Origin of the sequence: Streptomyces sp. NPDC007945 (genome assembly GCF_042958885.1) — a bacterium.
In the GTDB taxonomy this organism is placed as follows: Bacteria; Actinomycetota; Actinomycetes; order Streptomycetales; family Streptomycetaceae; genus Streptomyces.
Genome location: NZ_JBIBJV010000008.1, coordinates 25,005 through 46,058, shown reverse-complemented (window position 1 = coordinate 46,058; position 21,054 = coordinate 25,005). Strand labels below are relative to the sequence as shown.

The 21,054-nt window shown below is 73.7% G+C and carries 22 protein-coding genes; 12 read left to right on the top strand and 10 right to left on the bottom strand.

What is annotated here, in order from left to right:
* Window positions 1-133: 133 nt before the first annotated feature.
* Window positions 134-1,291 (top strand): histidine kinase, encoded by a 1,158-nt coding sequence (locus tag ACFZCF_RS24505; protein ID WP_391288784.1) that lies wholly within the window; start codon window positions 134-136, stop codon window positions 1,289-1,291.
* The gene (locus tag ACFZCF_RS24500; protein ID WP_391288781.1) at window positions 1,282-1,926 is read left to right on the top strand and encodes a response regulator; all 645 of its coding nucleotides are present in this window, start codon (window positions 1,282-1,284) and stop codon (window positions 1,924-1,926) included. Before ACFZCF_RS24505 ends, ACFZCF_RS24500 begins: the two co-directional genes overlap by 10 nt.
* 97 nt (window positions 1,927-2,023) lie before the next feature.
* Here the strand turns inward: ACFZCF_RS24500 and ACFZCF_RS24495 are convergent, their stop codons facing one another.
* Window positions 2,024-3,199: a four-carbon acid sugar kinase family protein gene (locus ACFZCF_RS24495; RefSeq protein WP_391288779.1), complete on the bottom strand. Its 1,176-nt coding sequence runs from the start codon at window positions 3,197-3,199 to the stop codon at window positions 2,024-2,026.
* A gap of 713 nt (window positions 3,200-3,912) precedes the next feature.
* Between ACFZCF_RS24495 and ACFZCF_RS24490 the strand changes: the two genes are divergently transcribed.
* Window positions 3,913-4,911, top strand: coding sequence for a TAXI family TRAP transporter solute-binding subunit (locus ACFZCF_RS24490; RefSeq protein ID WP_391288777.1), 999 nt, complete (start codon window positions 3,913-3,915; stop codon window positions 4,909-4,911).
* A gap of 81 nt (window positions 4,912-4,992) precedes the next feature.
* Here ACFZCF_RS24490 and ACFZCF_RS24485 read toward each other — a convergent pair whose 3' ends face one another.
* Together ACFZCF_RS24485 and ACFZCF_RS24480 are read right to left on the bottom strand one after the other, a co-directional pair.
* Window positions 4,993-6,411 carry an ATP-binding protein gene (locus ACFZCF_RS24485; RefSeq protein WP_388450401.1) on the bottom strand — a complete coding sequence of 473 codons (1,419 nt, stop codon included), beginning with the start codon at window positions 6,409-6,411 and terminating at the stop codon, window positions 4,993-4,995.
* An 18-nt stretch (window positions 6,412-6,429) separates the two neighbouring features.
* Complete coding sequence (locus tag ACFZCF_RS24480) at window positions 6,430-7,155, bottom strand: response regulator transcription factor (protein WP_388450403.1); 726 nt, start codon at window positions 7,153-7,155, stop codon at window positions 6,430-6,432.
* 263 nt (window positions 7,156-7,418) lie between these two features.
* Here ACFZCF_RS24480 and ACFZCF_RS24475 point away from each other — a divergent pair, with 263 nt between their 5' ends.
* The 8 genes from ACFZCF_RS24475 to ACFZCF_RS24440 all read left to right on the top strand — a co-directional run bounded on the left by ACFZCF_RS24475 (window position 7,419) and on the right by ACFZCF_RS24440 (window position 14,065).
* Complete coding sequence (locus ACFZCF_RS24475; protein ID WP_388450405.1) at window positions 7,419-8,204, top strand: amino acid ABC transporter ATP-binding protein; 786 nt, start codon at window positions 7,419-7,421, stop codon at window positions 8,202-8,204.
* Window positions 8,205-8,258: 54 nt separating this feature from the next.
* On the top strand, window positions 8,259-9,080 hold the full coding sequence (locus ACFZCF_RS24470) for a transporter substrate-binding domain-containing protein (protein ID WP_391288773.1): 822 nt from the start codon (window positions 8,259-8,261) through the stop codon (window positions 9,078-9,080).
* A 114-nt stretch (window positions 9,081-9,194) separates the two neighbouring features.
* On the top strand, window positions 9,195-9,869 hold the full coding sequence (locus ACFZCF_RS24465) for an ABC transporter permease subunit (RefSeq protein ID WP_391288772.1): 675 nt from the start codon (window positions 9,195-9,197) through the stop codon (window positions 9,867-9,869).
* Complete coding sequence (locus ACFZCF_RS24460) at window positions 9,866-10,756, top strand: ABC transporter permease subunit (RefSeq protein ID WP_391288770.1); 891 nt, start codon at window positions 9,866-9,868, stop codon at window positions 10,754-10,756. The genes ACFZCF_RS24465 and ACFZCF_RS24460 overlap by 4 nt, the downstream gene beginning before the upstream one ends.
* Window positions 10,757-11,089: 333 nt before the next feature.
* Complete coding sequence (locus ACFZCF_RS24455) at window positions 11,090-12,826, top strand: FAD-dependent monooxygenase (protein ID WP_388450414.1); 1,737 nt, start codon at window positions 11,090-11,092, stop codon at window positions 12,824-12,826.
* 71 nt (window positions 12,827-12,897) lie between these two features.
* Window positions 12,898-12,945 carry a hypothetical protein gene (locus tag ACFZCF_RS24450; RefSeq protein WP_373305425.1) on the top strand — a complete coding sequence of 16 codons (48 nt, stop codon included), beginning with the start codon at window positions 12,898-12,900 and terminating at the stop codon, window positions 12,943-12,945.
* A gap of 143 nt (window positions 12,946-13,088) precedes the next feature.
* On the top strand, window positions 13,089-13,634 hold the full coding sequence (locus ACFZCF_RS24445) for a cysteine dioxygenase (RefSeq protein WP_388450416.1): 546 nt from the start codon (window positions 13,089-13,091) through the stop codon (window positions 13,632-13,634).
* Complete coding sequence (locus tag ACFZCF_RS24440; RefSeq protein WP_388450418.1) at window positions 13,631-14,065, top strand: rhodanese-like domain-containing protein; 435 nt, start codon at window positions 13,631-13,633, stop codon at window positions 14,063-14,065. The genes ACFZCF_RS24445 and ACFZCF_RS24440 overlap by 4 nt, the downstream gene beginning before the upstream one ends.
* Before the next feature lie 199 nt (window positions 14,066-14,264).
* Here the strand turns inward: ACFZCF_RS24440 and recX are convergent, their stop codons facing one another.
* From recX to ACFZCF_RS24415, 5 genes are all read right to left on the bottom strand, one after another.
* Window positions 14,265-14,831 (bottom strand): recombination regulator RecX, encoded by a 567-nt coding sequence (recX, locus tag ACFZCF_RS24435; protein ID WP_391288766.1) that lies wholly within the window; start codon window positions 14,829-14,831, stop codon window positions 14,265-14,267.
* Between the two features lie 4 nt (window positions 14,832-14,835).
* Complete coding sequence (gene recA, locus ACFZCF_RS24430) at window positions 14,836-15,972, bottom strand: recombinase RecA (protein WP_391288764.1); 1,137 nt, start codon at window positions 15,970-15,972, stop codon at window positions 14,836-14,838.
* A 340-nt stretch (window positions 15,973-16,312) separates the two neighbouring features.
* Window positions 16,313-17,098: a GDSL-type esterase/lipase family protein gene (locus tag ACFZCF_RS24425; protein ID WP_391288762.1), complete on the bottom strand. Its 786-nt coding sequence runs from the start codon at window positions 17,096-17,098 to the stop codon at window positions 16,313-16,315.
* A gap of 220 nt (window positions 17,099-17,318) precedes the next feature.
* A complete protein-coding gene (locus ACFZCF_RS24420; RefSeq protein WP_388450461.1) occupies window positions 17,319-18,452 on the bottom strand; it encodes an AI-2E family transporter in 1,134 nt (377 codons plus the stop codon).
* A 255-nt stretch (window positions 18,453-18,707) separates the two neighbouring features.
* The gene (locus ACFZCF_RS24415; protein ID WP_189952904.1) at window positions 18,708-18,902 is read right to left on the bottom strand and encodes a DUF3046 domain-containing protein; all 195 of its coding nucleotides are present in this window, start codon (window positions 18,900-18,902) and stop codon (window positions 18,708-18,710) included.
* A 79-nt stretch (window positions 18,903-18,981) separates the two neighbouring features.
* Here ACFZCF_RS24415 and ACFZCF_RS24410 point away from each other — a divergent pair, with 79 nt between their 5' ends.
* A complete protein-coding gene (locus ACFZCF_RS24410; RefSeq protein ID WP_388450426.1) occupies window positions 18,982-19,932 on the top strand; it encodes a hypothetical protein in 951 nt (316 codons plus the stop codon).
* A gap of 46 nt (window positions 19,933-19,978) precedes the next feature.
* On the opposite strand, the gene ACFZCF_RS24405 is transcribed toward ACFZCF_RS24410, so the two are convergent.
* Together ACFZCF_RS24405 and ACFZCF_RS24400 are read right to left on the bottom strand one after the other, a co-directional pair.
* Window positions 19,979-20,296 (bottom strand): AzlD domain-containing protein, encoded by a 318-nt coding sequence (locus tag ACFZCF_RS24405; RefSeq protein ID WP_388450428.1) that lies wholly within the window; start codon window positions 20,294-20,296, stop codon window positions 19,979-19,981.
* Complete coding sequence (locus ACFZCF_RS24400) at window positions 20,293-21,054, bottom strand: AzlC family ABC transporter permease (protein WP_391288759.1); 762 nt, start codon at window positions 21,052-21,054, stop codon at window positions 20,293-20,295. Before ACFZCF_RS24400 ends, ACFZCF_RS24405 begins: the two co-directional genes overlap by 4 nt.

Genomic DNA, 21,054 nt, shown 5'->3' with positions numbered 1-21,054 from the left:
GGTGCGTGCTCTCGGCATGCCGGGCGCGAGGCCTCGTACGGGACGTACTTGGCCTTGTGCCCGGTGCGGCGAGAGTGCGGGCATGGCGTCGCGGGGCAGGCGGGAGTTCGACGACAGGCCCTAGGGTGGGCGCGTGGAGGCGGAACGGGGCGGGGGGCGGTTCGCAGCGCGGCGGGTCGTGGGAGTGGTGGCCGGGTGTCTGACGGCGCCGCTCGGGCTGCTGTACCTCCTGGTGGCCGGGGTCGCGCTCGGTGCCTTCCTGCTGTGGCCGCGGACGCGGGCGTACGCGCTGGGGGTGCTGGGCTCCGGGGCCCGATGGCTCGGGGGCGTCGAGCGGAGGCGGCGGGAACGCTTCTTCGGCGACCGGTTCCCCGAGGCGTACGAGGGTGAGGGCGACGCCCTGCGGTATCTGGCCGTCCGGTCCGCGACGGGGCTGGTGTGCGCGGTGGTGCTCGCGCTGCTCGGCTTCGGCGCGGTGCTGGCGGTGCTGCTGGTCGGTGGTCTGGCGCGCGGGACGATCGGGGCGGCGGAGCTGCTGACGCAGCTGGTCCTCGGGGGCGTCCTGCTGTTCCTGGGCCTCCAGGGGCTGTTCGCGCTGACCGCGCTGGACGCCCGGCTCGCCCGCGAGTGCTTCGGGCCGTCGGAGCGGGAGCTGCTGCGCCGGCGGATCGAGGAGCTGTCACTGAGCCGGGCCGCCGTCGTCGGGGCCGTGGACGCGGAGCGGCGGCGGATCGAGCGGGACCTCCACGACGGGGTCCAGCAGCGGCTCGTGGCGCTCGCCATGCTGATCGGGCGGGCCCGCAGGAGCGGCCGGAGCGACCCGGAGCGGGCGGCCGGGCTGCTCGGCCAGGCGCACCGGGAGGCCCAGGAGGTGCTGGCCGAACTCCGCGAGGTGGCCTGGCGGGTGTACCCGTCGGCGCTGGACAGCCTCGGCCTGGAGGAGGCGCTCGGCGGCGTCGCCCAGCGGTGCGCGCTGCCGCTGCGGATCGCGTACGAGGTGACGGGCCCCCTCCCGCGCCCGGTGGAGACGGCGGCGTACTTCGTCGTCTCCGAGGCCGTCACCAACGCGGCCAAGCACTCCGCCGCGTCGGCCGTCTCGGTGCGGGTCGCGCGGGCGCCCGGCGGCCCGCTGACCGTACGGGTCGAGGACGACGGCCGGGGCGGCGCGGATCCGGCGGGCGGCGGCCTGACCGGGCTGCGCGGGCGGGTCGCCGCGCTCGACGGCTCCCTGCGGATCGACAGCCCCCTCGGGGGACCCACCACCATCGTCGCGGAGCTGCCGTGCGTGTGATCCTGGCCGAGGACTCGACCCTGCTGCGGGAGGGACTGTCCCGCCTGCTCGCGGAGGAGGGGCACGAGGTCGTCGGGGCGTTCGGCGACGCGGCGACGCTGGTCGCCGAGACCGAGGCGCTCCGGCCCGACGTGGTCGTCGTGGACATCCGGATGCCGCCGACCCACACCGACGAGGGACTGCGGGCGGCCGTGGCGATCCGCGAGCGGCTGCCCGGGACGGGGGTCCTGGTCCTCTCGCAGCACGTCGAGCGAAGCTACGCGGCCCGGCTGCTCGCCGCCGGCGCCGAGCGCGTCGGCTATCTGCTGAAGGACAGGGTGGCGCAGGTCGAGGAGTTCCTCGACGCGCTGGAGCGGGTCCACGCGGGCGGGGCGGCGATCGACCCGGAGGTCGTACGGCAGCTGGTGGTGCGCAGCGCGCACGCCAATCCGCTGGCCCGGCTGACCCCGCGCGAGCGGGAGGTGCTCCAGGTGCTCGCGGAGGGGTACACGAACACGGCGATCGCCCGGAGGCTGCACCTGTCGCTGAGCGCGGTGGAGAAGCACCTCAACGCGGTCTTCGACAAGCTGGACCTGCGCGGGACCGAGGGCCACAGCCCCCGGATCCTCGCGGTCCTGCGCTATCTGGAGGCCTGACACTCGTGCGGGGCCCGCGCCGGTCGGGGCGAGCCGGTGGCGGTCAGGGCGGGCCTGCGGCGGTCAGGCCGGGCCGGGGCGGTCACGCCCGTGGCGGTCACGCCGGGCCGGTGGCGGTCAACAGGGCGTGAAGGCGCAGCAGGGTGCGGTCGTCGCCGAAGCCGCCCGCCTTGATGACGAGGGGGACGCGGGGCACGCCGGCCGGCCCGGCCAGGGTGCCGCGAGCGATGCCGGGCTCGGGTTCGTCGTGGAGGTCGATGCCGTGGGCGCCGAGGGCGCGCAGCACCGCTTCGGCGGTCTCCCCGCCGGTGAGCACGAGTCCGTCGAAGGGCGCGCGGGCGGCGAGGGCCGCCACGGACGCGGCGAGCTCCCGGGTCAACTCCATCGGGTCCGCCCGCCGTTCGTGCGGGGTGTGGATGATCCGTACGAGGGTGTCGGTGGCCGTCGCCAACGGCTCGGCGGCGACGGCCGCCACCGCGCCCGGCCGGGCGGCCAGCAGGGCGAGCTGCCGGCGGGTGGCGGGGTTGGCACTGCCGACGGCGACCAGGGGGCTTCTCGCGGGCGGGAGTTCCTCCGCGTCCGCGTCACCCCCGGGCAGCGCGTGGTGGCGGGCGAGGGCGGCGGCGAGCCCCGGGGAGCCGACCCACAGGACGGACCGGTGGTCGGGGACGGCGGCGACGATCCGGTCGAGGTCGGCGTCGGTGGCGGCGGAGCAGACGAACAAGCCGCCGGAGGGCAGGAGTTCGGCGAGGGCCTCCGGTCGGTCGGCGTCGACCCGGACGGCTTCCGGAAGGAGACGGGCGAGGTCGGCCGTGCGGACGGGGTGGGCGGGGTCGCGGGCGAACTCGCTCTCGTCCACGCGGACTCCGCGGACGTACTGCACGCCCTCGCGGGTGGTGCGCCCCTCGGCCGGGAAGGCGGGCGAGACGACGACGGCGCGCCGCCCCGAGCCCTCGCGCGCGGCGCGGATCTCCGGGGCCACGTGGCCCCGGAGGGTCGAGTCGACGGTCTTGAGCAGCAGCCCCGCCCCGGCGAGGGCGCGGGCCGCCTCCCGGGTACGGGCCTCGGCCCCGGCCTCGTCCAGGAGCCGGGTGCCGAGGTCGACGGCGAGCACCCCGTCCTCCCGCCCGTGCGCGGCGAGCGGGCTCCCCGCGAGGAGGACCCGGGCGGGGTGGCCGCCCCGGCGGAACGGCGCCGCCCCATCCCCCGCGCTGGTCAGGTCGTCGGCGAGGACGGCGACGCGGGGCGGGGTGACGGGCGGGGCGGACGGCATCGACGGCTCCTCGGGGGCGTGCAGGCTGGGACGGGGCGCGCACCGCGGAGACGTCGGCGGCCGGAGGGCTTCGGCGACCGGAGGCGTCGGCGGCTTCCGGGGACCGGGGCCTTCGGACCTCCAGGCCCCCCAGGACTGGGCGACGCCTCGGCCTCACGGTTCCCCGGCCTCCCGGCTCCTCGACTTCCGAGCCTCCCGACTCCCGGGAGTGCGCACCGCCCCACCCTCACCCGCGCGGCGCTCTCAGTCCAGGGGCCAGTCAGCGGCGGGAACGGCGAGAACGGACACCGGGGTCCTGAACATGCGAAAACTCCCTCGGGACGGAGGCGGGTCGCGCGCCCGGCGGGGGGCCAGGGGCGGGCAGAGGGGACTGCCCTCAAGATCACCGGGCGCCTCCCGACGCTAGCCGCAGGGGCCCCGGCACCACGACAGGACACACGGCCGGAGCCGACCACCGGGAACCGCTCACCGCTTCGGCGCAGCGCGTACGCCCGGCGCGGCCCGTACGCCCGGCCCAGCCTGCACCCCCGGCGCGGCCCGTACCCCCGGCACGGCCCGTACCCCCGGCGGGGCGCGTACGCCCCCCACGGCCCGTACATCCCACCCACCCCGCACATCCCGCGCAGCGCCCACGCCCCGCGCAGCGGACATCACAGCCGCCTGCGTCCCGTCGCCCTGGCCAGGGGCCTCGGCCACCTGGCAGGATCGATGGCATGTTCGCCTCCCTCACCCGCGCCGCCCGCCGCCGCGTCCTCGCGCTCGCGGCCGTGCTGGCCGTGGTGTGCGGAATGCTGCTGTGGTGGCTGGCACCGTTCGGCGCCTCGACGCCCAGCGGTTCGATCACCTTCAGCACCGGGGTTCGGACCGGGGTGTACCAGCGGTACGGCGCGCTGCTCAAGCAGGCCATGGCGAAGGACCTCCCCGAGGTCTCGGTCAGACTCACGGACAGCGAGGGCTCCCAGCAGAACCTGACGCGGGTCGCCTCCGGGAAGGCCGACTTCACGGTCGCGACCGCCGACGCCGTGGCGCAGTACATCCGTGACCGCCGGCCCGGCTTCGAGCGGCTGCGCGGCTGCGCCCGGCTCTACGACGACTACGTCCAGCTCGTCGTCCGCCAGGGCTCGACCGTCCAGAGCGTCTCCGACCTGCGCGGACTGCGGGTCGGCGTGGGGCAGGAAGGTTCCGGGGTGCGGCTGATAGCGGACCGGGTGCTGGCGGCGGCCGGGCTCACCACGTCCACGGACGTGACCGCGGTGCCGGTCGGCATCGACGCGATGCCCGAGATGCTGGAGAAGGGCGGGATCGACGCCTTCTTCTGGTCGGGCGGGCTGCCGACCCAGGCCGTGCAGACGCTGTCGGAGCGGATACCGATCCGGCTGATCCCGATGGACGCGCGGCTGGTGGAGGCGTTGCGGGACGTCGGCGATTCGACCCGGCACTACCGCTCGGCGGTCGTCCCGGCCGACGCGTACGCGGCCGCGCAGAACGGCCAGGAGGTGGAGACGCTGGCCGTGGCGAACCTGATGGTGACGACGGTGGAGACCGATCCGGACCTGGTGGAGGGCGTCACCCGGTCGGTCATCGACAGCCGGGACGCCATCGGCGGGCAGGTGCACCCGGCCCAGCTGGTGGACCTGCGGACGGCCGTCTACACCGAGCCCCTCACCCTCCACGACGGCGCCCGCCGCTACTACCGCTCGGTCAAGCCCTGACGCGTACGGGCTCCGCCCCGGCCCCCGCCCCCGAGCGCACCGCGACCAGTCCGTAGGCCCGTGGCCCCGTAGACCCGTCCCTCACGGCCCGTACGTCACTCCCGAGCGGTCCGTCGGGTCGTGGCGCGGCACCGTGACCGTCACCTTCAGGCCGTGCGGTTCGTTCGGGGCGAAGGCGATGCCGCCGCCGGTGGCGGTCAGCAGGACGCGGGCGATGGAGAGGCCGAGGCCCGAGCCCTTGACGTTCTGGTGGCGCCCGGAGCGCCAGAAGCGGTCGCCGACCCGGGTCAGCTCCTCCTCCGTGAGGCCGGGACCGAGGTCGGCGACGACGACCTCGACGGCGTCCTTCCCCGGCAGGACCCGTACGGTGACCCGCTCCCCGGCCGGCGTGAACTTCAGCGCGTTGTCGACGACCGCGTCGAGCGCGCTGGACAGGGCCACCGGGTCCGCCCAGCCGGTCGCCGCTCCGCACTCCCCGACCAGGACGACGCCCTTGTCGTCGGCGACCGGCCGCCAGGAGGCGATCCGCTCGGCGGCGAGCGCGCCCACGTCGGTGAGCCGCAGATCGGCGTCGGCGTGCTCGGCGAGGGCCAGGTCGAGGAGGTCGTCGAGGACCTGGGCGAGCCGCTTGCCCTCGGTGCGCACGGAGGCGATCTCCTCGTTCCCCTCGGGCAGTTCGAGGGCGAGCAGCTCGATGCGGAGCAGCAGGGCGGCGAGCGGGTTGCGGAGCTGGTGGGAGGCGTCGGCGACGAACGCCCGCTGCTGTTCGAGGGATTCCTCGACGTGGTCGGCCATCTCGTTGAAGGAGCGGGCCAGGCGGCGCAGTTCGGGCGGCCCTCCGGCCTCGGCGACCCGGGAGTTCATCCGGCCGGTGGCGATGTCGTGGGTGACGCCGTCCAGGACCCGGACCGGGCGCAGGACCCAGCCGGTGAGGCGTACGGCGGCGCCGACGGCGAGCAGCATCGCGGCGGCCTCGCCGGCGAAGATCACCAGCCAGCCGCGGAGGATGCGGGCGCGCAGCGCGCCGGTGGGCGAGTCGGTGACGACGACGGCGATGACGTCCCCGTCGCGAACGACCGGGGAGGCGATGGTGAGGCGGGCGTGCGGCTGCCAGGGCCAGACCTGTGGCGGGTCGTGGCTGCGGCGGCCGAGCAGGGCCTCGTTGAAGGCGCGGCGGCTCTCGCCGTCGTAGGGGACGACCCAGTCTTCGGGGGCGGCGGCCATGGCGCGGTTGTCGCGGTAGAAGATGCCGGCCCGGATGCCGTACACGTCGTGGTAGCTGGCGAGCTCGCCGCTGAGCGTGGTGCGGCGCTCGTCCCTGCCGGTGGCGAGGTCGCCGACGAACTGGGCGAGGGCGGCGAAGCGGGCGGCGTCGTCGAGGCGGTCGACGACGACCCGCTGCTGCTGGGCGGCGGCGATGCTGGCGGCGAGCGGGAAGCCGAGGGCGAGCAGGACCCCCGCCATCAGGACGATGAGCAGGGGGAGGAGTCGGGTGCGCACGGGCAGGGCGGCCGGGCGTTACGCGGCCGGGGCGACCAGGCGGTAGCCGACGCCCCGCACGGTCTCGATCAGGGCGGGCATCCGCAGCTTGGAGCGGAGCGAGGCGACGTGCACCTCCAGGGTGCGGCCGGTTCCCTCCCAACTGGTCTGCCAGACCTCGGAGATGATCTGCTCGCGGCGGAAGACGACGCCGGGCCGCTGGGCGAGGAGGGCGAGCAGGTCGAACTCCTTGCGGGTGAGGGCGACGGGCCGGCCGTCGACGCTGACGCGCCGGGTGGGCAGCTCGACGGCGACGGACCCGAGGCGGAGCACGGTGGCGTCGGCGGCGGAGCCCGTACCGCCGGAGGAGGTGTCCTCGCCGCCGGGGCCGGTGGTGCGCCGGGAGACGGCGTGGATGCGGGCGAGCAGTTCGCCGGTGTCGTAGGGCTTGACGACGTAGTCGTCGGCGCCGAGATTGAGGCCGTGGATCCGGGAGCGCACGTCGGCGCGGGCCGTCACCATGATCACCGGGGTGGCGGTGAGCTTCCGGATGCGGGCGCAGACCTGGTAGCCGTCCTGGTCGGGGAGGCCGAGGTCGAGCAGGATCACGCCGTACGAGGGGCGCTCGCCCTGCGCGGTGGGGAGGACGGCCTGGAGGGCCTCCTCGCCGTTGCGGGCGTGGGTGACGGCGAAGCCGTGCTTGGCGAGGATCGCGGAGAGGGCCGCGGCCACGTGGTCGTCGTCCTCGACGAGCAGCAGTCGCATGGTCTTCTCCTTTCGTTCCCCGGGGTGTCCCGCGTTCGGGACATGAACGCCCCATGAACGCCGATCACCGACCTCACAGTCAAGTGTCCCCCTGCGGAGGCCCCGCTTCCGTTATCCACCCGGTACGGCCCCCTGGACCGTCTTCACCCAGAGTGTCCGAGTGTCGCCCTATCGTTATCCTCAATTTCCGCTCAGATGTGATGACTGTCATCCGGACGGGTCTCTAGTGTCCTCCCAACCGAGGAGGACGGAGCAAGAGGCCGATGAGCGGAGTGGCAGTGTCCAAGGATCACGAGGACGCCCCGCGGGCCCCGGAGGACCTGGTCGTCCTTTCGGGAGTGAACAAGCACTTCGGCGCGCTGCACGTGCTGCAGGACATCGACCTCACGATCGGCCGCGGTGAAGTCGTCGTCGTCATCGGGCCGTCGGGGTCGGGCAAGTCGACGCTGTGCCGGACGATCAACCGCCTGGAGACCATCGACGCGGGCACGATCACGATCGACGGCAAGCCGCTGCCCGCGGAGGGCAGGGAGCTGGCCCGGCTGCGGTCGGACGTCGGCATGGTCTTCCAGTCCTTCAACCTCTTCGCGCACAAGACGGTGCTCGAGAACGTGATGCTGGGCCAGATCAAGGTCCGCGGCACCGCGAAGGCCGAGGCGGAGACCAAGGCCCGCACCCTGCTGGAGCGGGTGGGAGTGGCGGCGCAGGCCGACAAGTACCCGGCGCAGCTCTCCGGCGGCCAGCAGCAGCGCGTGGCGATCGCCCGCGCGCTCGCCATGGGTCCGAAGGTGATGCTCTTCGACGAGCCGACCTCGGCCCTGGACCCGGAGATGATCAACGAGGTCCTGGAGGTCATGCAGCAGCTGGCCCGGGAGGGCATGACGATGGTGGTCGTGACGCACGAGATGGGCTTCGCCCGCTCCGCGGCCGACCGGGTCGTCTTCATGGCCGACGGCAGGATCGTCGAACAGGCCACCCCGGAGGAGTTCTTCAGCAACCCGCGCAGCGACCGGGCGAAGGACTTCCTCTCCAAAATCCTGCACCACTGAGCGAGTCGACGACCTAGTCTTCGCAACTCAACGCTACCCAAGGGACGTTCACCCATGAAGCTTCGTACCACCTCCGCTGCCGCCGCGGCCGCCGTCGTCCTCGCCCTGACCGCCACCGCCTGCGGCACCGGCTCGGACTCGGGCAGCAACGGCGACAAGATCACCATCGGCATCAAGTTCGACCAGCCGGGTCTCGGCCTCAAGACCCCGGACGGCTCGTACGCCGGCTTCGACGTCGATGTCGCCCGCTACGTCGCCAAGGAGCTGGGCTTCGCCGAGGACAAGATCAACTGGAAGCAGGCGCCCTCCGCCGAGCGCGAGAACCTCATCAAGAACGGCGACGTGAAGTTCGTCGTCGCGAGCTACTCGATCAACGAGAAGCGCCTGAAGGAGGTCGACTTCGCGGGTCCGTACTTCCTGACCCACCAGGACCTGCTGGTCCGCGCCGACGACACCTCGATCACCAAGGTCGAGGACCTCAACACCAAGAAGCTCTGCTCGGTCACCGGCTCGACCTCCGCGCAGAACGTCAAGGAGAAGCTGGCCCCGAAGGCCGACCTCCAGCAGCTCGGCGGCTACTCCGAGTGCCTCACCGGCCTGGAGAACAAGGCGGTCGACGCCCTCACCACGGACGCCTCCATCCTCGCGGGCTACGCCTCGCAGAAGGAGCACCAGGGCAAGTTCAAGCTCGTCGGCCTCTCGATGAGCGACGAGAACTACGGCATCGGCCTCAAGAAGGGCGACTCCGAGCTCAAGGGCAAGATCAACAAGGCCCTGGAGAAGATGGTGTCCGACGGCACCTGGGACAAGCTCGTGAAGCAGCACTTCGGCCCGTCCGGCTACAAGAACGAGCCCGCCCCGAAGATCGCGGGCTGACCTCGCGCACTGCCGTGACGGCCGCCCACCCGGGCGGCCGTCACGGCGCCAGCGGCCGCTGCCGACGCACCGGCCGTCCCACCGACCGACCACCAGGGGAGAGCGCGGAGCATCGTGTTCGACTTTCTTGATTCCGGGCAGTACGACCTGCTCGGCGCCTTCTGGGTGACGGCGCAGCTCGCCCTCTACTCGGCGATCGGCTCGCTGGTCTGGGGCACCGCCCTGGTCGCCATGCGGGTCAGCCCGGTCCCGCTGATGCGCGCCTTCGGCACCGCGTACGTGAACCTCGTCCGCAACACGCCGCTGACGGTCGTCATCCTGGCCTGCTCCTTCGTCCTCGCCCAGACCCTGCAGATCAAGCTCGGCGGCGGGACCTTCGAGGAGATCGGCTTCCGGCTCGCGATCCTGGGCCTCAGCGCGTACACCGGCACCTTCGTCTGCGAGGCCCTGCGCTCCGGCATCAACACGGTCCCGGCGGGCCAGGCCGAGGCCGCCCGCGCTCTCGGCATGAGCTTCACGCAGGTGCTGACCGTGGTGATCCTCCCCCAGGCGTTCCGTGCGGCGATCACCCCGCTGGCCAACGTCCTCATCGCCCTCACCAAGAACACCACGGTGGCGGCCGCGATCAGCGCCGCCGAGGCCGCGTTCCTGATGAAGGCGATGATCGAGAACGAGGCCGACGCCCTCTTCGTGGTCTTCGGGATCTTCGCCTTCGGCTTCATCGTCCTGACCCTCCCCACCGGCCTGGTCCTGGGCTGGGCGGCCAAGCGACTGGCGGTGAAGCGATGAGCTCCGTCCTCTACGACGTCCCCGGCCCCAAGGCCAAGCGGCGCAACGTCCTCTACACGATCGTCTTCCTCGCCGTCCTGGGCCTGGTGGCCTTCTGGGTGCTCTCCGCCATGGCGGACAAGAACCAGCTGGCGGCGGAGAAGTGGACCCCGTTCGTCACCGACTCCCAGGTCTGGACGACGTATCTGATCCCCGGCCTGATGGAGACCCTGAAGGCCGCCGCGCTCTCCATCCTGATCGCGCTGCCGCTCGGCGCGGCCCTGGGCATCGGCCGGCTCTCCGACCACCGCTGGGTGCGCGTCCCGGTCGGCGCGGTCGTGGAGTTCTTCCGCGCCATCCCGGTGCTGTTGCTGATGATGTTCGCCAACGCCGTGTACGCCGCGTACACGCCCGTCAGCTCCGACTTCCGCCCCCTGTACGCGGTCGTCACCGGCCTGGTGCTCTACAACGCCTCCGTCATCGCCGAGGTCGTCCGCGCGGGCGTCCTCTCGCTCCCCCGGGGCCAGGGCGACGCGGCCGTCGCGCTCGGCATGCGCAAGGGCCAGACCATGCTGTACGTGCTGCTGCCGCAGGCCGTGACGGTCATGCTCCCCGCCCTGGTGAGCCAGCTCGTCGTCATCGTGAAGGACACCGCGCTCGGCGGCGCGCTGCTCGGCTTCGGCGAACTGCTCAGCCAGAACCGGCAGATCACCGCCAACTACGGCGCCAACACGATCGCCGCCTTCACCGTCATCGCCCTGATCTACATCGTGCTCAACGCCCTCCTCACCCACCTCGCCGCCCGACTGGAGAAGCGGCTCCGGCAGGGCCGCAAGGCCTCCGCGGTGAAGGACGCGCCCACCCTGACGACGGCCGTCGAGGCGGGCGCGGGGGGCACCGGCGCCTGAACCGCCGAGGCATCCGCACGACCACCACCCCGACCGGCCGGAATCCCCCCAGTCCCGCGCCCGTCCGCTTCCGGCCCCGTCCGGCTCCCCCGGAGCATCCGCTTCCGGTGGAACCGGCGGGGCCGGAGGTTCTGATGGGGCCGGAAGCGGTACGCGGGGCGGCCCGGGCGCCGGGAAACGGCCCCCGACCTGACAACAGCCGCACCACGCCCACCACGTCGCTTGACGCAAAACACCCTGACTGGGTTGCATACGGTCTGTGATCAAGCACCGGGCTCGTGCCACACTCTGCTGTGCTGCCCCCATGACTTTCCGGCCTTTTGGAGCCGCGCCGTGGACCCGGTGATCATCGTGGGCGCGGGGCCGGTCGGCCTCGCGCTCTCCCTCGCGCTCGCCGCGCAGGGCGTGCCCAGCGTCGTGCTCGACGAGACCTCCGGCCAGGAGGAGCCGCGCCCGGCGCGGACCGTCGTGCTGCGCGCCGACATGGCAGCGCTGGTCGAGCGGCTGGGCTGCGCCACCGTCCGCGACGAGGGGCTGCGCTGGGTCGGCTGGCGCGGGACGCAGCGCCGCCGGCCGACCCGCGAGGTCGCCTTCGACCTGGGGCTCGGCGGCACCGAGGAGTGGTCCGAGGACCCCGACTCCCCCGCCGCTCCGGCCGCGCCCCTGCACATCACCCAGCACGCGCTCGCCCGCGGGCTGCGCGAGGCCATCGCCCGCGAACCCCTCGTCCGGCTCATCACCGACGCCCGCCTGGACACCGTCGAGCAGGACCGCACCGGGGTCACCGCGCACACCCGCGGCCCGGACGGCACCTGGTGGCGGGGCAGCCACCTCGTCGGCTGCGACGGCGCCCGCTCGACGGTCCGCAAGCTGCTCGGCGTCCGCTTCCCCGGCCGCACCGCGGTCGAGCGGCACGCGGTCGCCGCGCTGCGCACCGAACTCCCCTGGCCCGGCCAGTCCCTGCTGCACCGTCAGCCGCCGTGGCGCGGCGCCGGCGAGGAGATCACCGCGCGCCCGCTGCCCGGCGGGGTGTGGCGGATCGACTGGCTGCTGCCACCGCGCGGCGAACTCGTCACCCCGGACGCCCTGGTGACCCGGATCCGCGAGACCCTGGCCGGCTGGTGCGAGGGCACCACCCCGCCGTACGAGCTCCTCGACACCGGCGTCCACACCCTGCACCACCGGCTGGCCCGCCGCTGGCGCGTCGACCGGGTGCTGCTCGCCGGAGAGGCGGCCCACCTGCTCGGCGCGATCGGCACCCAGGGCCTCGACGAGGGACTCCGCGACGTCGACAACCTCGCCTGGAAGCTCGCCCTCACCTGGCACCGGTCCGCCCCCGACGCCCTGCTCGACAGCTACCAGAGCGAACGCCGCACGGCGATCGCGGCCCGGCTGCGCGCCGCCGACCGGGCCCTGCCGGCGCTGCGGGGCGGCGGCGGGCTGCGCAGCTACCTGCCGGGCGCCATGCGGGGCCACGAGGCCCTGCTGGCCGACGGGCACCTGGGCCGGGGCCCGCTGGGCGCCTCCCCCGCCTATCCGCACTCGCCGCTCGCCGCGCCCTTCAGCGAGGGCATGGTCCCCGTGGGCACCCCGCTCGGCGCGCCCGTCGAGGACGTCCGGGTGACCGCCCCCGACGACACGACGGTACGGCTCCGGGACCGGCTGGGGCAGGGCCGCTTCCTGGTCCTGCTCGTCGCCCCCGGCTCCGGGGTGTGGGAGCGCCGGCACTGGCGCACGGCCGGCCTGATGCCCCGCCTGGAGGAGGCCGCCGAAGCCCTCCCGGTGGCGGCCGAGGTCTTGGTCACCGACGCCTATCCCGGGGCGCCCGCCCACGCGGTCCTGCTCGTCCGCCCCGACGGGCACCTGGTCGCCGCCTTCGCGGGCGTGCACCCCGAGGAGCTCCACGCGGCGGCCGAGGCAGCCCGCGGCAACGCCCCGGAGGAACCGGCCGATCCCGCCGATGAGGAGCCCCCGCGCCTTCCCGCCACGGCCGAGGAAGCGCTCTCCCTCGACGTCCCGGCCCCTGCCGAAGCGTCGTCGGCCCGCGACCGGACGGTGGAAGTCCATTGATTCGCGCGGGCGCTCGTGGTGTACTCCGGAGCGTGACCGACACCGATGTACGCCTGTGGCGGAGGGTCCACATGGACCTGATCCGCTATGCGGGCTGCGTGTGTCGCCCGTCCTTCTGAACTCGCTTCCCCTTTCCCGCGCGTCCGCCCGACCCGCCCCGCCCCGGACCTCCGTCCCGCGGCTGTCCTCGGTCCGGCTTCCTCGGCGAACCCGCCGTTCTCCCTTCGCGGCGCGCACCCCAGCGATTCCAGGACGGTCACCCGTGCCCGTGTCTTCTGTCACCCCTTCCCCCTCCCCCGCTCCCCCGTCCGCCGGTCGCCCGACCTCGGCCCAACTGCTCGACTTCGTCCTCCGCACCGCCGCCGACCAGGCCCTCGTCGACTCCCTGCCGCTCGATCCGGAAGGCCGCACCTGGGTGCGCCTGGACGGCCCGGGCGGCAGCGAGGCCTGGCTGATCGGCTGGCCGCCCGGCACCGGCACCGGCTGGCACGACCACGCCGAGTCCGTCGGCGCCTTCGCGACCGCCCGCGGCAGCCTGACCGAGCACTCGCTCGCGGTCCGGCTCCCGGCGGGCGGCTGGAAGACCCTGGAGCTGGCCGAGGACCTCGACCGCTCCCGCCGGCTCGACGCGGGCGACGGCCGCGCCTTCGGCCGCGACCACCTGCACGAGGTGCTGAACGCCTCCCCCGACACCCACGCGATCTCGGTCCACGCCTACTACCCGCCGCTCCCGCTGATCCGCCGCTTCAGCCGGACCGGCCCGGTGCTGCGCCTGGAGCAGGTCGAGCGCCCGGAGGACTGGCAGTGAGCGGCGACCGCGTCGGCATCGACGAACTCCTGGAGCAGGTGCGGGCCGGTCTCGACCGGGTCGACGCCCGCACCGCGTACGAGGAGTACGCCTCGGGCGAGGCGCTCCTGGTCGACACCCGCTACGCGGCCCTGCGCGAACGGGACGGACTGGTGCCGGGCGCGCTGGTCGTGGAGCGGAACGAGCTGGAGTGGCGGCTCGACCCCCTGGGCAGCCACCGCTCCCCGCTCGCCACCGGTCACGACCTGCGGGTGGTGGTCTTCTGCAACGAGGGTTACGCCTCCTCGCTGGCGGCGGAATCCCTCCGCCGCCTGGGCCTCCACCGGGCGACCGACCTGATCGGCGGCTTCCAGGCCTGGAAGGCGGCCGGCCTCCCGGTCCTCCCGCCGGGTGAACTGCCCCCCGACAGTCACCCGACCACCGCTCATTGACCCGGTCCACCGGCGCTCGCCCCCGCGCCCGGCGCCCCCCTCGGCGTCGGGTCCGGGGCCCGCTCGGCACGGGCTCCGGTCTCGCCCGGTCCCCGGATCCGGCCGGGGGTCGGCCACGAGCGGCGCACCCCGGGCGAACTCCGTCCCCGGGTCCAGCCGCGAGCGGCGCACCCCGGGCGGCCTGGTCCGCCGGAGGGCTCTAGTAGCCCTCCTCCAGGCCGTCGGTGGCCTCGCCCTCCGCTTCCAGGGCTTGGCGGACCACCCGCAGGGCCATGCCCTCGGGGTAGCCCTTGCGGGCGAGCATGCCGGCGAGGCGTCTGAGCCGGCGGTCGCGGTCGAGACCACGGGTGGCGCGGAGCTTGCGCGCCACCAGCTCGCGCGCGGTGGCCTCCTCCTGCTCGGAGTCCAGCTGCCCCACGGCCTCCTGCACGACGCCGGGGTCGATGCCCTTGGTCCGCAGCTCGCGGGCGAGGGCGCGGCGGGCGAGGCCCCGCCCGTGGTGGCGGGACTCCACCCAGGCGTCCGCGAAGGCGGCGTCGTCGATGAGTCCCACGTCCTCGAAGCGGGCGAGGACCTCCTCGGCGATCTCGTCGGGGATCTCCCGCTTGCGCAGGGCATCGGCCAGCTGCCTGCGCGTGCGGGGGGTTCCGGTGAGCAGGCGCAGGCAGATCGCCCGCGCCCGCTCAGCCGGATCCTGGGGTGACAGCTCCTTCTCGGCCCTCGACGAGTCGGGGCTGTCACCCGGCCATTCGGTGCGACCGGTCACCGGTTCAGCTCTTGGCCGCGGTGGCCTTGGTCGCCTTGGCGGTCTTGGCCGCGGTGGCCGGGGCCGCCTTGGCGTCGTCCGCGGCGGCCGGGTCCGCCGAATCCGCCGCGTCGGCGGCGGCCGGGTCGGCCTTCGCGGTGTCGGGACGGACGCCGACGCCCAGCTTCTCCTTGATCTTCTTCTCGATCTCGTCGGCGAGGTCGGGGTTGTCCTTCAGGAAGTTGCGGGCGTTCTCCTTGCCCTGGCCGAGCTGGTCGCCCTCGTACGTGTACCAGGCGCCGGCCTTGCGGACGAAGCCGTGCTCCACGCCCATGTCGATCAGACCGCCCTCGCGGCTGATGCCCTGGCCGTAGAGGATGTCGAACTCGGCCTGCTTGAACGGGGGCGCGACCTTGTTCTTCACGACCTTGCAGCGGGTTCGGTTGCCGACCGCCTCGGTGCCGTCCTTGAGGGTCTCGATGCGGCGGATGTCGATGCGCACCGAGGCGTAGAACTTGAGCGCGCGGCCACCGGTCGTGGTCTCCGGCGAGCCGAACATCACGCCGATCTTCTCGCGGAGCTGGTTGATGAAGATCGCGGTGGTCTTGGACTGGTTGAGCGCGCTGGTGATCTTCCGGAGGGCCTGGCTCATCAGTCGGGCCTGGAGACCCACGTGGGAGTCGCCCATCTCGCCCTCGATCTCCGCGCGCGGGACGAGCGCCGCGACGGAGTCGATGACGATGAGGTCGAGGGCGCCGGAGCGGACCAGCATGTCGACGATCTCGAGGGCCTGCTCGCCGTTGTCCGGCTGGGACAGGATGAGGTTGTCGATGTCGACGCCCAGCTTTCGGGCGTACTCGGGGTCGAGGGCGTGCTCGGCGTCGACGAAGGCGACCTGTCCGCCGGCCCTCTGCGCGTTGGCCACGGCGTGCAGGGTCAGGGTCGTCTTGCCGGAGGACTCCGGGCCGTAGATCTCCACGACGCGGCCACGCGGCAGGCCGCCGACGCCGAGGGCGACGTCGAGGGCGGTCGAACCGGTGGGGATCACCTCGATCGGCTCCTGGGTGCGGTCGCCCATGCGCATCACGGCGCCCTTGCCGAATTGGCGTTCAATCTGTGCGAGCGCGGCGTCGAGCGCCTTCTCGCGGTCGGTTCCTGCCATGGGTTCCACCCGGGGTGTTTGAGTCGATCGCTTCATGTGAAAGACGCTAACCCCTGCCACTGACAATGGGCCCTCGCGTCTCTCCGACCTGTGGACAACTCGCCGAGATGCCCGCGATTCCAGGGGCCGGAACCTTCATGAGAATAGATGTTCGATTTTCGTGTCAAGCGCGCCACGCCCCGCCTGTGGACAACTCCCGACACGCCCGCACCGGCCCGCTCCGCGCCTGATCCCCCTGGCCGTGGCGGCGGGGAGAGCGGGCCACGGAGGAGGTGCGGTGACCGCCCTGGAACGCTCCGTGCGCGTCGCCGGGCGCTCCGGCGCACGCGAGACCGCCGGGCTACTCCCCGCGCCGCTCCACGGGCAGGAGGGCGGGGCGCTTGGCGACCCGGCCGTCCCCTGAGGACCGGCCGCGCACCCGGCGCGCGATCCAGGGCCCGAGGAAGGACCCGGCCCAGGCGAGTTCACCGGCGGCGGCGCCCAGGCGGGTGGGGACGGGGAGCGGCGGCAGCGGCCGGGTCCAGGTGTCGTCGCTGCCCGGCAGGGCGAGCGCGTCGGCGACGGCGGCCGCGATGCGGGCGTGCCCGAGGGGGGAGGCGTGGAGCCGGTCGGCGCTCCACAGCCGGGGGTCGGTGACCACCTCGTGGCGGGCGGTCTCGGCGACGGTCACGCCGTGCCTCCCGGCAGCCTGCCGGATCCGGTCGTTGAGGGCGTGGACGCGCGGGGCGAGCGGCCGGGCCAGCGGAGTGATGCGGCCGACGTCCGGGAAGGTGAGGGTGACCACGCGGGCGCCCTGGGCGGTCAGGGCGGCGAAGACGGCCTCCAGGTGGCCGGCCGTCTCGTCGGCGTCGAAGCCGGGCCGCAGCAGGTCGTTCACCCCCGCGACGACGGTGGCGAGGTCGGGGCGGAGCGCGAGGGCGGCCGGGAGCTGTCCGGTCCGCACGTCACCGGCCAGGCGCCCCCGCACGGCGAGGTTGGCGTACCGGATCCCGGGGTCGGTCCGGGCGAGGTGCTCGGCGAGCCGGTCGGCCCACCCGCGCAGCCCGGTGAGGTCGTCCCCGTCGCCCACGCCCTCGGTCTGGCTGTCGCCGAGGGCCACGTACCGCCTGTATCCGTGCGCACCCATCCGTCGGCCACCCTCTTCTCCGCCGCACCCACCCAACGACCTATTCAATTTCTTGACTATAGGGCAGTCGGGTACCCGGGCGTCTCCCGCCCGGTACCAGCGCCGACGCTCCGGGTAGGCGCGTCGGCGCCGCTCGCAGCGGTCCGGGCAGGGGTCCGGCACCCCTTTCGGGGGCGCGTCACCGGCTCCGCGCACCTGTGAGCCCGCGGTCGCGGGCCCGTCAGGCGTCCTCGGCGCCCTGGTTCTCCTTCTTGTGCTGGAGGGCCTTCTGGAGCCGGGCCACGACGGCCTCGCCGTACCGTCGGTGGCCGTGCACCCGCGGGTCGTCCGTGACGTCGTACCTCTTCACGTACGCCCCGAGGAAGGCCTGGAGGGTGGCCACGGCCGGGATGGCGATCAGCGCGCCGACGGCGCCGAGGAGGGCGGTGCCCGCGATCACCGAACCGAAGGCCACCGCCGGGTGGATGTCGACCGTCTTGGAGGTGAGCTTGGGCTGGAGGACGTAGTTCTCGAACTGCTGGTAGATCACGACGAAGCCGAGCACCCACAGCGCGTACCAGGGGTTCACGGTGAAGGCGATGAGCATCGGCAGGGCACCGGCCAGGTAGGTGCCGATGGTGGGGATGAACTGCGACACCAGGCCGACCCAGACCGCGAGCGCGGGGGCGTAGGGCACGTCGAGGATCTCGAAGAGCACGAAGTGCGCGACGCCCGAGATGAGGGCCATCAGACCGCGCGAGTAGAGGTAGCCGCCGGTCTTGTCGACCGCGATCTCCCAGGCGCGCAGCACCTCGGCCTGCCGGGCCGGCGGCAGGACGGAGCAGAGCGCGCGGCGGAACCGGGGTCCGTCGGCGGCGAAGTAGAAGGCGAAGAGGAAGATCGTCAGCAGCCGGAAGAGCCCGCCGAGGACGGTGGCGGAGACGTCGAGGACTCCGGTGGCGCTGTTCTGCACGTACTTCTGCAGCCAGTCCGACTTGAGCACGCTGTCCTGGACCTCGACCCGGGAGAGGTCGGTGTGGAAGTTCTCGTTGATCCAGTTGATGAGCGAGTCGAGGTACTTGGGGAAGTTCTCAACCATGTCGACGATCTGGCCGGCCAGCATCGAGCCGAGCAGGACGACGAAGCCGATGCCGGCGGCGAGGACGCCGAAGAAGACGAGGAAGGTGGCGAGTCCCCTGCGCATGCCGCGGGCCGCCATCCGGCCGACGGCCGGTTCGATGGCGAGCGCGAGGAAGAAGGCGAGCAGGATGTTGACGAGCAGTCCGACGAGTTGGTGGAAGGCCCAGTCGCCGAGCAGGAAGCAGGCGTAGAGGGCGAGCGCCAGGACCATCGCCCGGGGCAGCCAGCGGGGCATGCGCGCGCCGGACGCGGTGGCGGCGGCCTCGGCGGGCGGCTGCCCTCCCGATCCGGCAGCGGGCCCGCCGGGCGAGGCGCTCGCGTCGGACGGCCCGTCGGCGGCGGCCGGCGTCTCGGGTCTCACGGGTGCGGCGGGCGTCACGGGTGTGTTCCGGGCGGTCATCTCGGTCTCGTCAGTCGGGGCCACCCCGCAAGTCTCGCGCACCCGACGGACAATCGGCCCGGAGTCGGACCGGATCGCCGCGGTGCGCCGTCAGCGCTTCTCGGCCGGGACGTCCATGGCGCCGCAGACCACCCGCCACACGTCCTTGGCCTCCCAGCCGGCGTCGAGGGCCTCGTGGACGGTCCGGCCGCCCAGTTCGGACAGGACGTGGTCGCGCGCGAAGGAGTCGGCGTACCCGGCGCCGAAGTGGTCGGCCATCCGTTCCCAGAAAATCGTCAACCGCATGACTCCAGTATCCCGCTCCCAAGAGTGCAGCCCGCCCGACGGGGCTTGTCACCGCGCGGTTCCGCCCTACGGTCTGAGCATGGCCGAGAAACCCCTCTCCTCCCCGCCCTCTCCCACGGCGGCCCCCGGGTCGCCGCTGGCACGCGCCGAGCGGTTCGTCTGGCTGACGGCCCGGGTGCTCGAACAGCGCCGATTCGCCTACCACTTCCTGCGCGGCGGCGCGGACCAGGTGGAGGCGGCCCTGACCGCGTACCTCGACGAGGACGGCGGTTACGGCCACGGGCTCGAACCGGACCTGCGCGGTCCGGTCAGCCAGCCGCTGCACACCGCGCACGCCCTGCGGGTCCTGGACTCCATCGGGCGCTGCGGCGGGCTGCGGGTGGAAAGGATCTGCCGCTATCTCACGGCGGTGTCCACGCACGAAGGCGCGCTGCCGGCGATCCATCCCTCCCAGCGCGGCTATCCGTCCGCGCCGTTCGTCCCGGTCGTCGACGACCCGCCGGGCGAGCTGCTGTCCACGGGCCCGGTGGTGGGCACGCTCCACCGCAACCAGGTCTGGCACGCCTGGCTGTTCCGGGCCACCGAGTTCTGCTGGGCGGCCGTGGAGTCGCTGGAGAAGTCGCATCCGTACGAGGTGCAGGCGGCGGTGGCCTTCCTCGACTCGGCACCGGACCGGTCGCGCGCCGAGGCGGCGGCCGACCGGCTCGGGCGGCTGGTGCGCGAACAGCGGCTCGCCGTCCTCGACCCGGACCGCCCGGACGAATTCCCGGTGGCCGACGGGTACGCGCCCGGCGAGCACCACTATCCGCACGACTACGCGCGCGTGCCGGACTCCCTGGCCCGGGGGTGGTTCACCGACGAGGAGATGTCCCGCTCGCTGGACTTCCTCGCCGCGGAGCAGGGCGAGGACGGCGGCTGGCCGATCCGGTGGCGGGCCTGGGCGCCGGGCTCGGCCCTGGAGTGGCGGCCGATCGTCACGATCGAAGCCCTGCGCACCCTGCGCGCCTACGGGCGTCCGCTGGAGGGCTGATCACGGGCCCCACGCGCGCGTGGGGCCGCCCCGTACGGCTCCGTCCTCAGCCGCCCAGGGCCCGCACCCCCGCCGTCACGAGGACGGCGGCGCCCACGACGACCAGGAAGGGGGCGCGCAGGACGAGCGCGAGCGCCGCGGCGGCGACGCCCGCGACCCGGGCGTCCAGGACCAGGTCCGTGCCCGTGGCGAAGGTCTGCTGGGCGGTGAGCGCCGCGAGCAGGGCGACGGGCAGCAGCGCGGCGAGCCGCTGGACGAGCGGACGCTCCAGGGTCTGCGCCGGGACGAGCAGGCCGATCAGTTTGACCAGGTAGCAGCCGACGACCGTGAGGCCGATCGCGATCCAGACCTGCGTGCCGTTCATCGGGCGGCCCCCTCGTTCCGCGTCCGCCGGCCCTGGAGCCAGAGGACGGCCGGGGCGGCGAGCGCCGACACCAGGACGGGGACGCCGGCCGGGAGCACGGGCAGCAGGCCCAGGCCGAGGACGACGGCGACGCCGGCGGTGGCCCGCTCGGTCGTGGACCTCAGCATCGGGGCGAGTAGCGCGAGGAAGACCGCGGGCCCGGCGGCGTCGAGGCCCCAGGCGGCGGTGTCGCCGATGGCCTCGGCGCCGAGCGCGCCGAGCAGGGTGGTGAGGTTCCACAGGACGTAGAGGGTGAGCCCGGTGACGGTGAAGCCGAGCCGGGCGGACCTGCGGTCCGGTTGGGCGAGCGCGACGGCGGTGGTCTCGTCGATGACCCACTGCGCGGCGAACGGCTTCGCGGACCGCGGCAGGGCGAGGAGCTGGGAGAGGCGCAGCCCGTAGAAGGCGTTGCGGGTGCCGAGGAAGAAGGCCCCGGCGGCGGCCGTGAAGGGGTTGCCTCCGCCGGCGAGGGCGCCGACCAGAGCGAACTGCGAGGCGCCCGTGAAGACGAGCAGGCTGAGCGCGCAGCTCTGGAGCAGGGTGAGCCCGGCGCCCGCCGAGGTCACGCCGAAGGCGAAGCCGGAGAGGCCGACGGCGACGCCGACGCCGAGCGCGTCCCTGACGACGGCGGAGTCCCGCTTGCCCGCGCCACCGGCGCTCCCGTCGGATGATCGGTCACGTATGTCCCCCGTGGCGGGGTGTGCTGTCTGTTCTGCCAC

Bases quoted from the DNA above. Each gene is read 5' to 3' on its own strand.
- ACFZCF_RS24495 (WP_391288779.1), bottom strand. From the start codon at position 3,199: ATGCCGTCCGCCCCGCCCGTCACCCCGCCCCGCGTCGCCGTCCTCGCC.
- ACFZCF_RS24490 (WP_391288777.1), top strand. From the start codon at position 3,913: ATGTTCGCCTCCCTCACCCGCGCCGCCCGCCGCCGCGTCCTCGCGCTC.
- ACFZCF_RS24480 (WP_388450403.1), bottom strand. From the start codon at position 7,155: ATGCGACTGCTGCTCGTCGAGGACGACGACCACGTGGCCGCGGCCCTC.
- ACFZCF_RS24475 (WP_388450405.1), top strand. From the start codon at position 7,419: ATGAGCGGAGTGGCAGTGTCCAAGGATCACGAGGACGCCCCGCGGGCC.
- ACFZCF_RS24470 (WP_391288773.1), top strand. From the start codon at position 8,259: ATGAAGCTTCGTACCACCTCCGCTGCCGCCGCGGCCGCCGTCGTCCTC.
- ACFZCF_RS24460 (WP_391288770.1), top strand. From the start codon at position 9,866: ATGAGCTCCGTCCTCTACGACGTCCCCGGCCCCAAGGCCAAGCGGCGC.
- recA (WP_391288764.1), bottom strand. From the start codon at position 15,972: ATGGCAGGAACCGACCGCGAGAAGGCGCTCGACGCCGCGCTCGCACAG.
- ACFZCF_RS24425 (WP_391288762.1), bottom strand. From the start codon at position 17,098: ATGGGTGCGCACGGATACAGGCGGTACGTGGCCCTCGGCGACAGCCAG.
- ACFZCF_RS24420 (WP_388450461.1), bottom strand. From the start codon at position 18,452: ATGCCCCGCTGGCTGCCCCGGGCGATGGTCCTGGCGCTCGCCCTCTAC.
- ACFZCF_RS24415 (WP_189952904.1), bottom strand. From the start codon at position 18,902: ATGCGGTTGACGATTTTCTGGGAACGGATGGCCGACCACTTCGGCGCC.
- ACFZCF_RS24410 (WP_388450426.1), top strand. From the start codon at position 18,982: ATGGCCGAGAAACCCCTCTCCTCCCCGCCCTCTCCCACGGCGGCCCCC.
- ACFZCF_RS24405 (WP_388450428.1), bottom strand. From the start codon at position 20,296: ATGAACGGCACGCAGGTCTGGATCGCGATCGGCCTCACGGTCGTCGGC.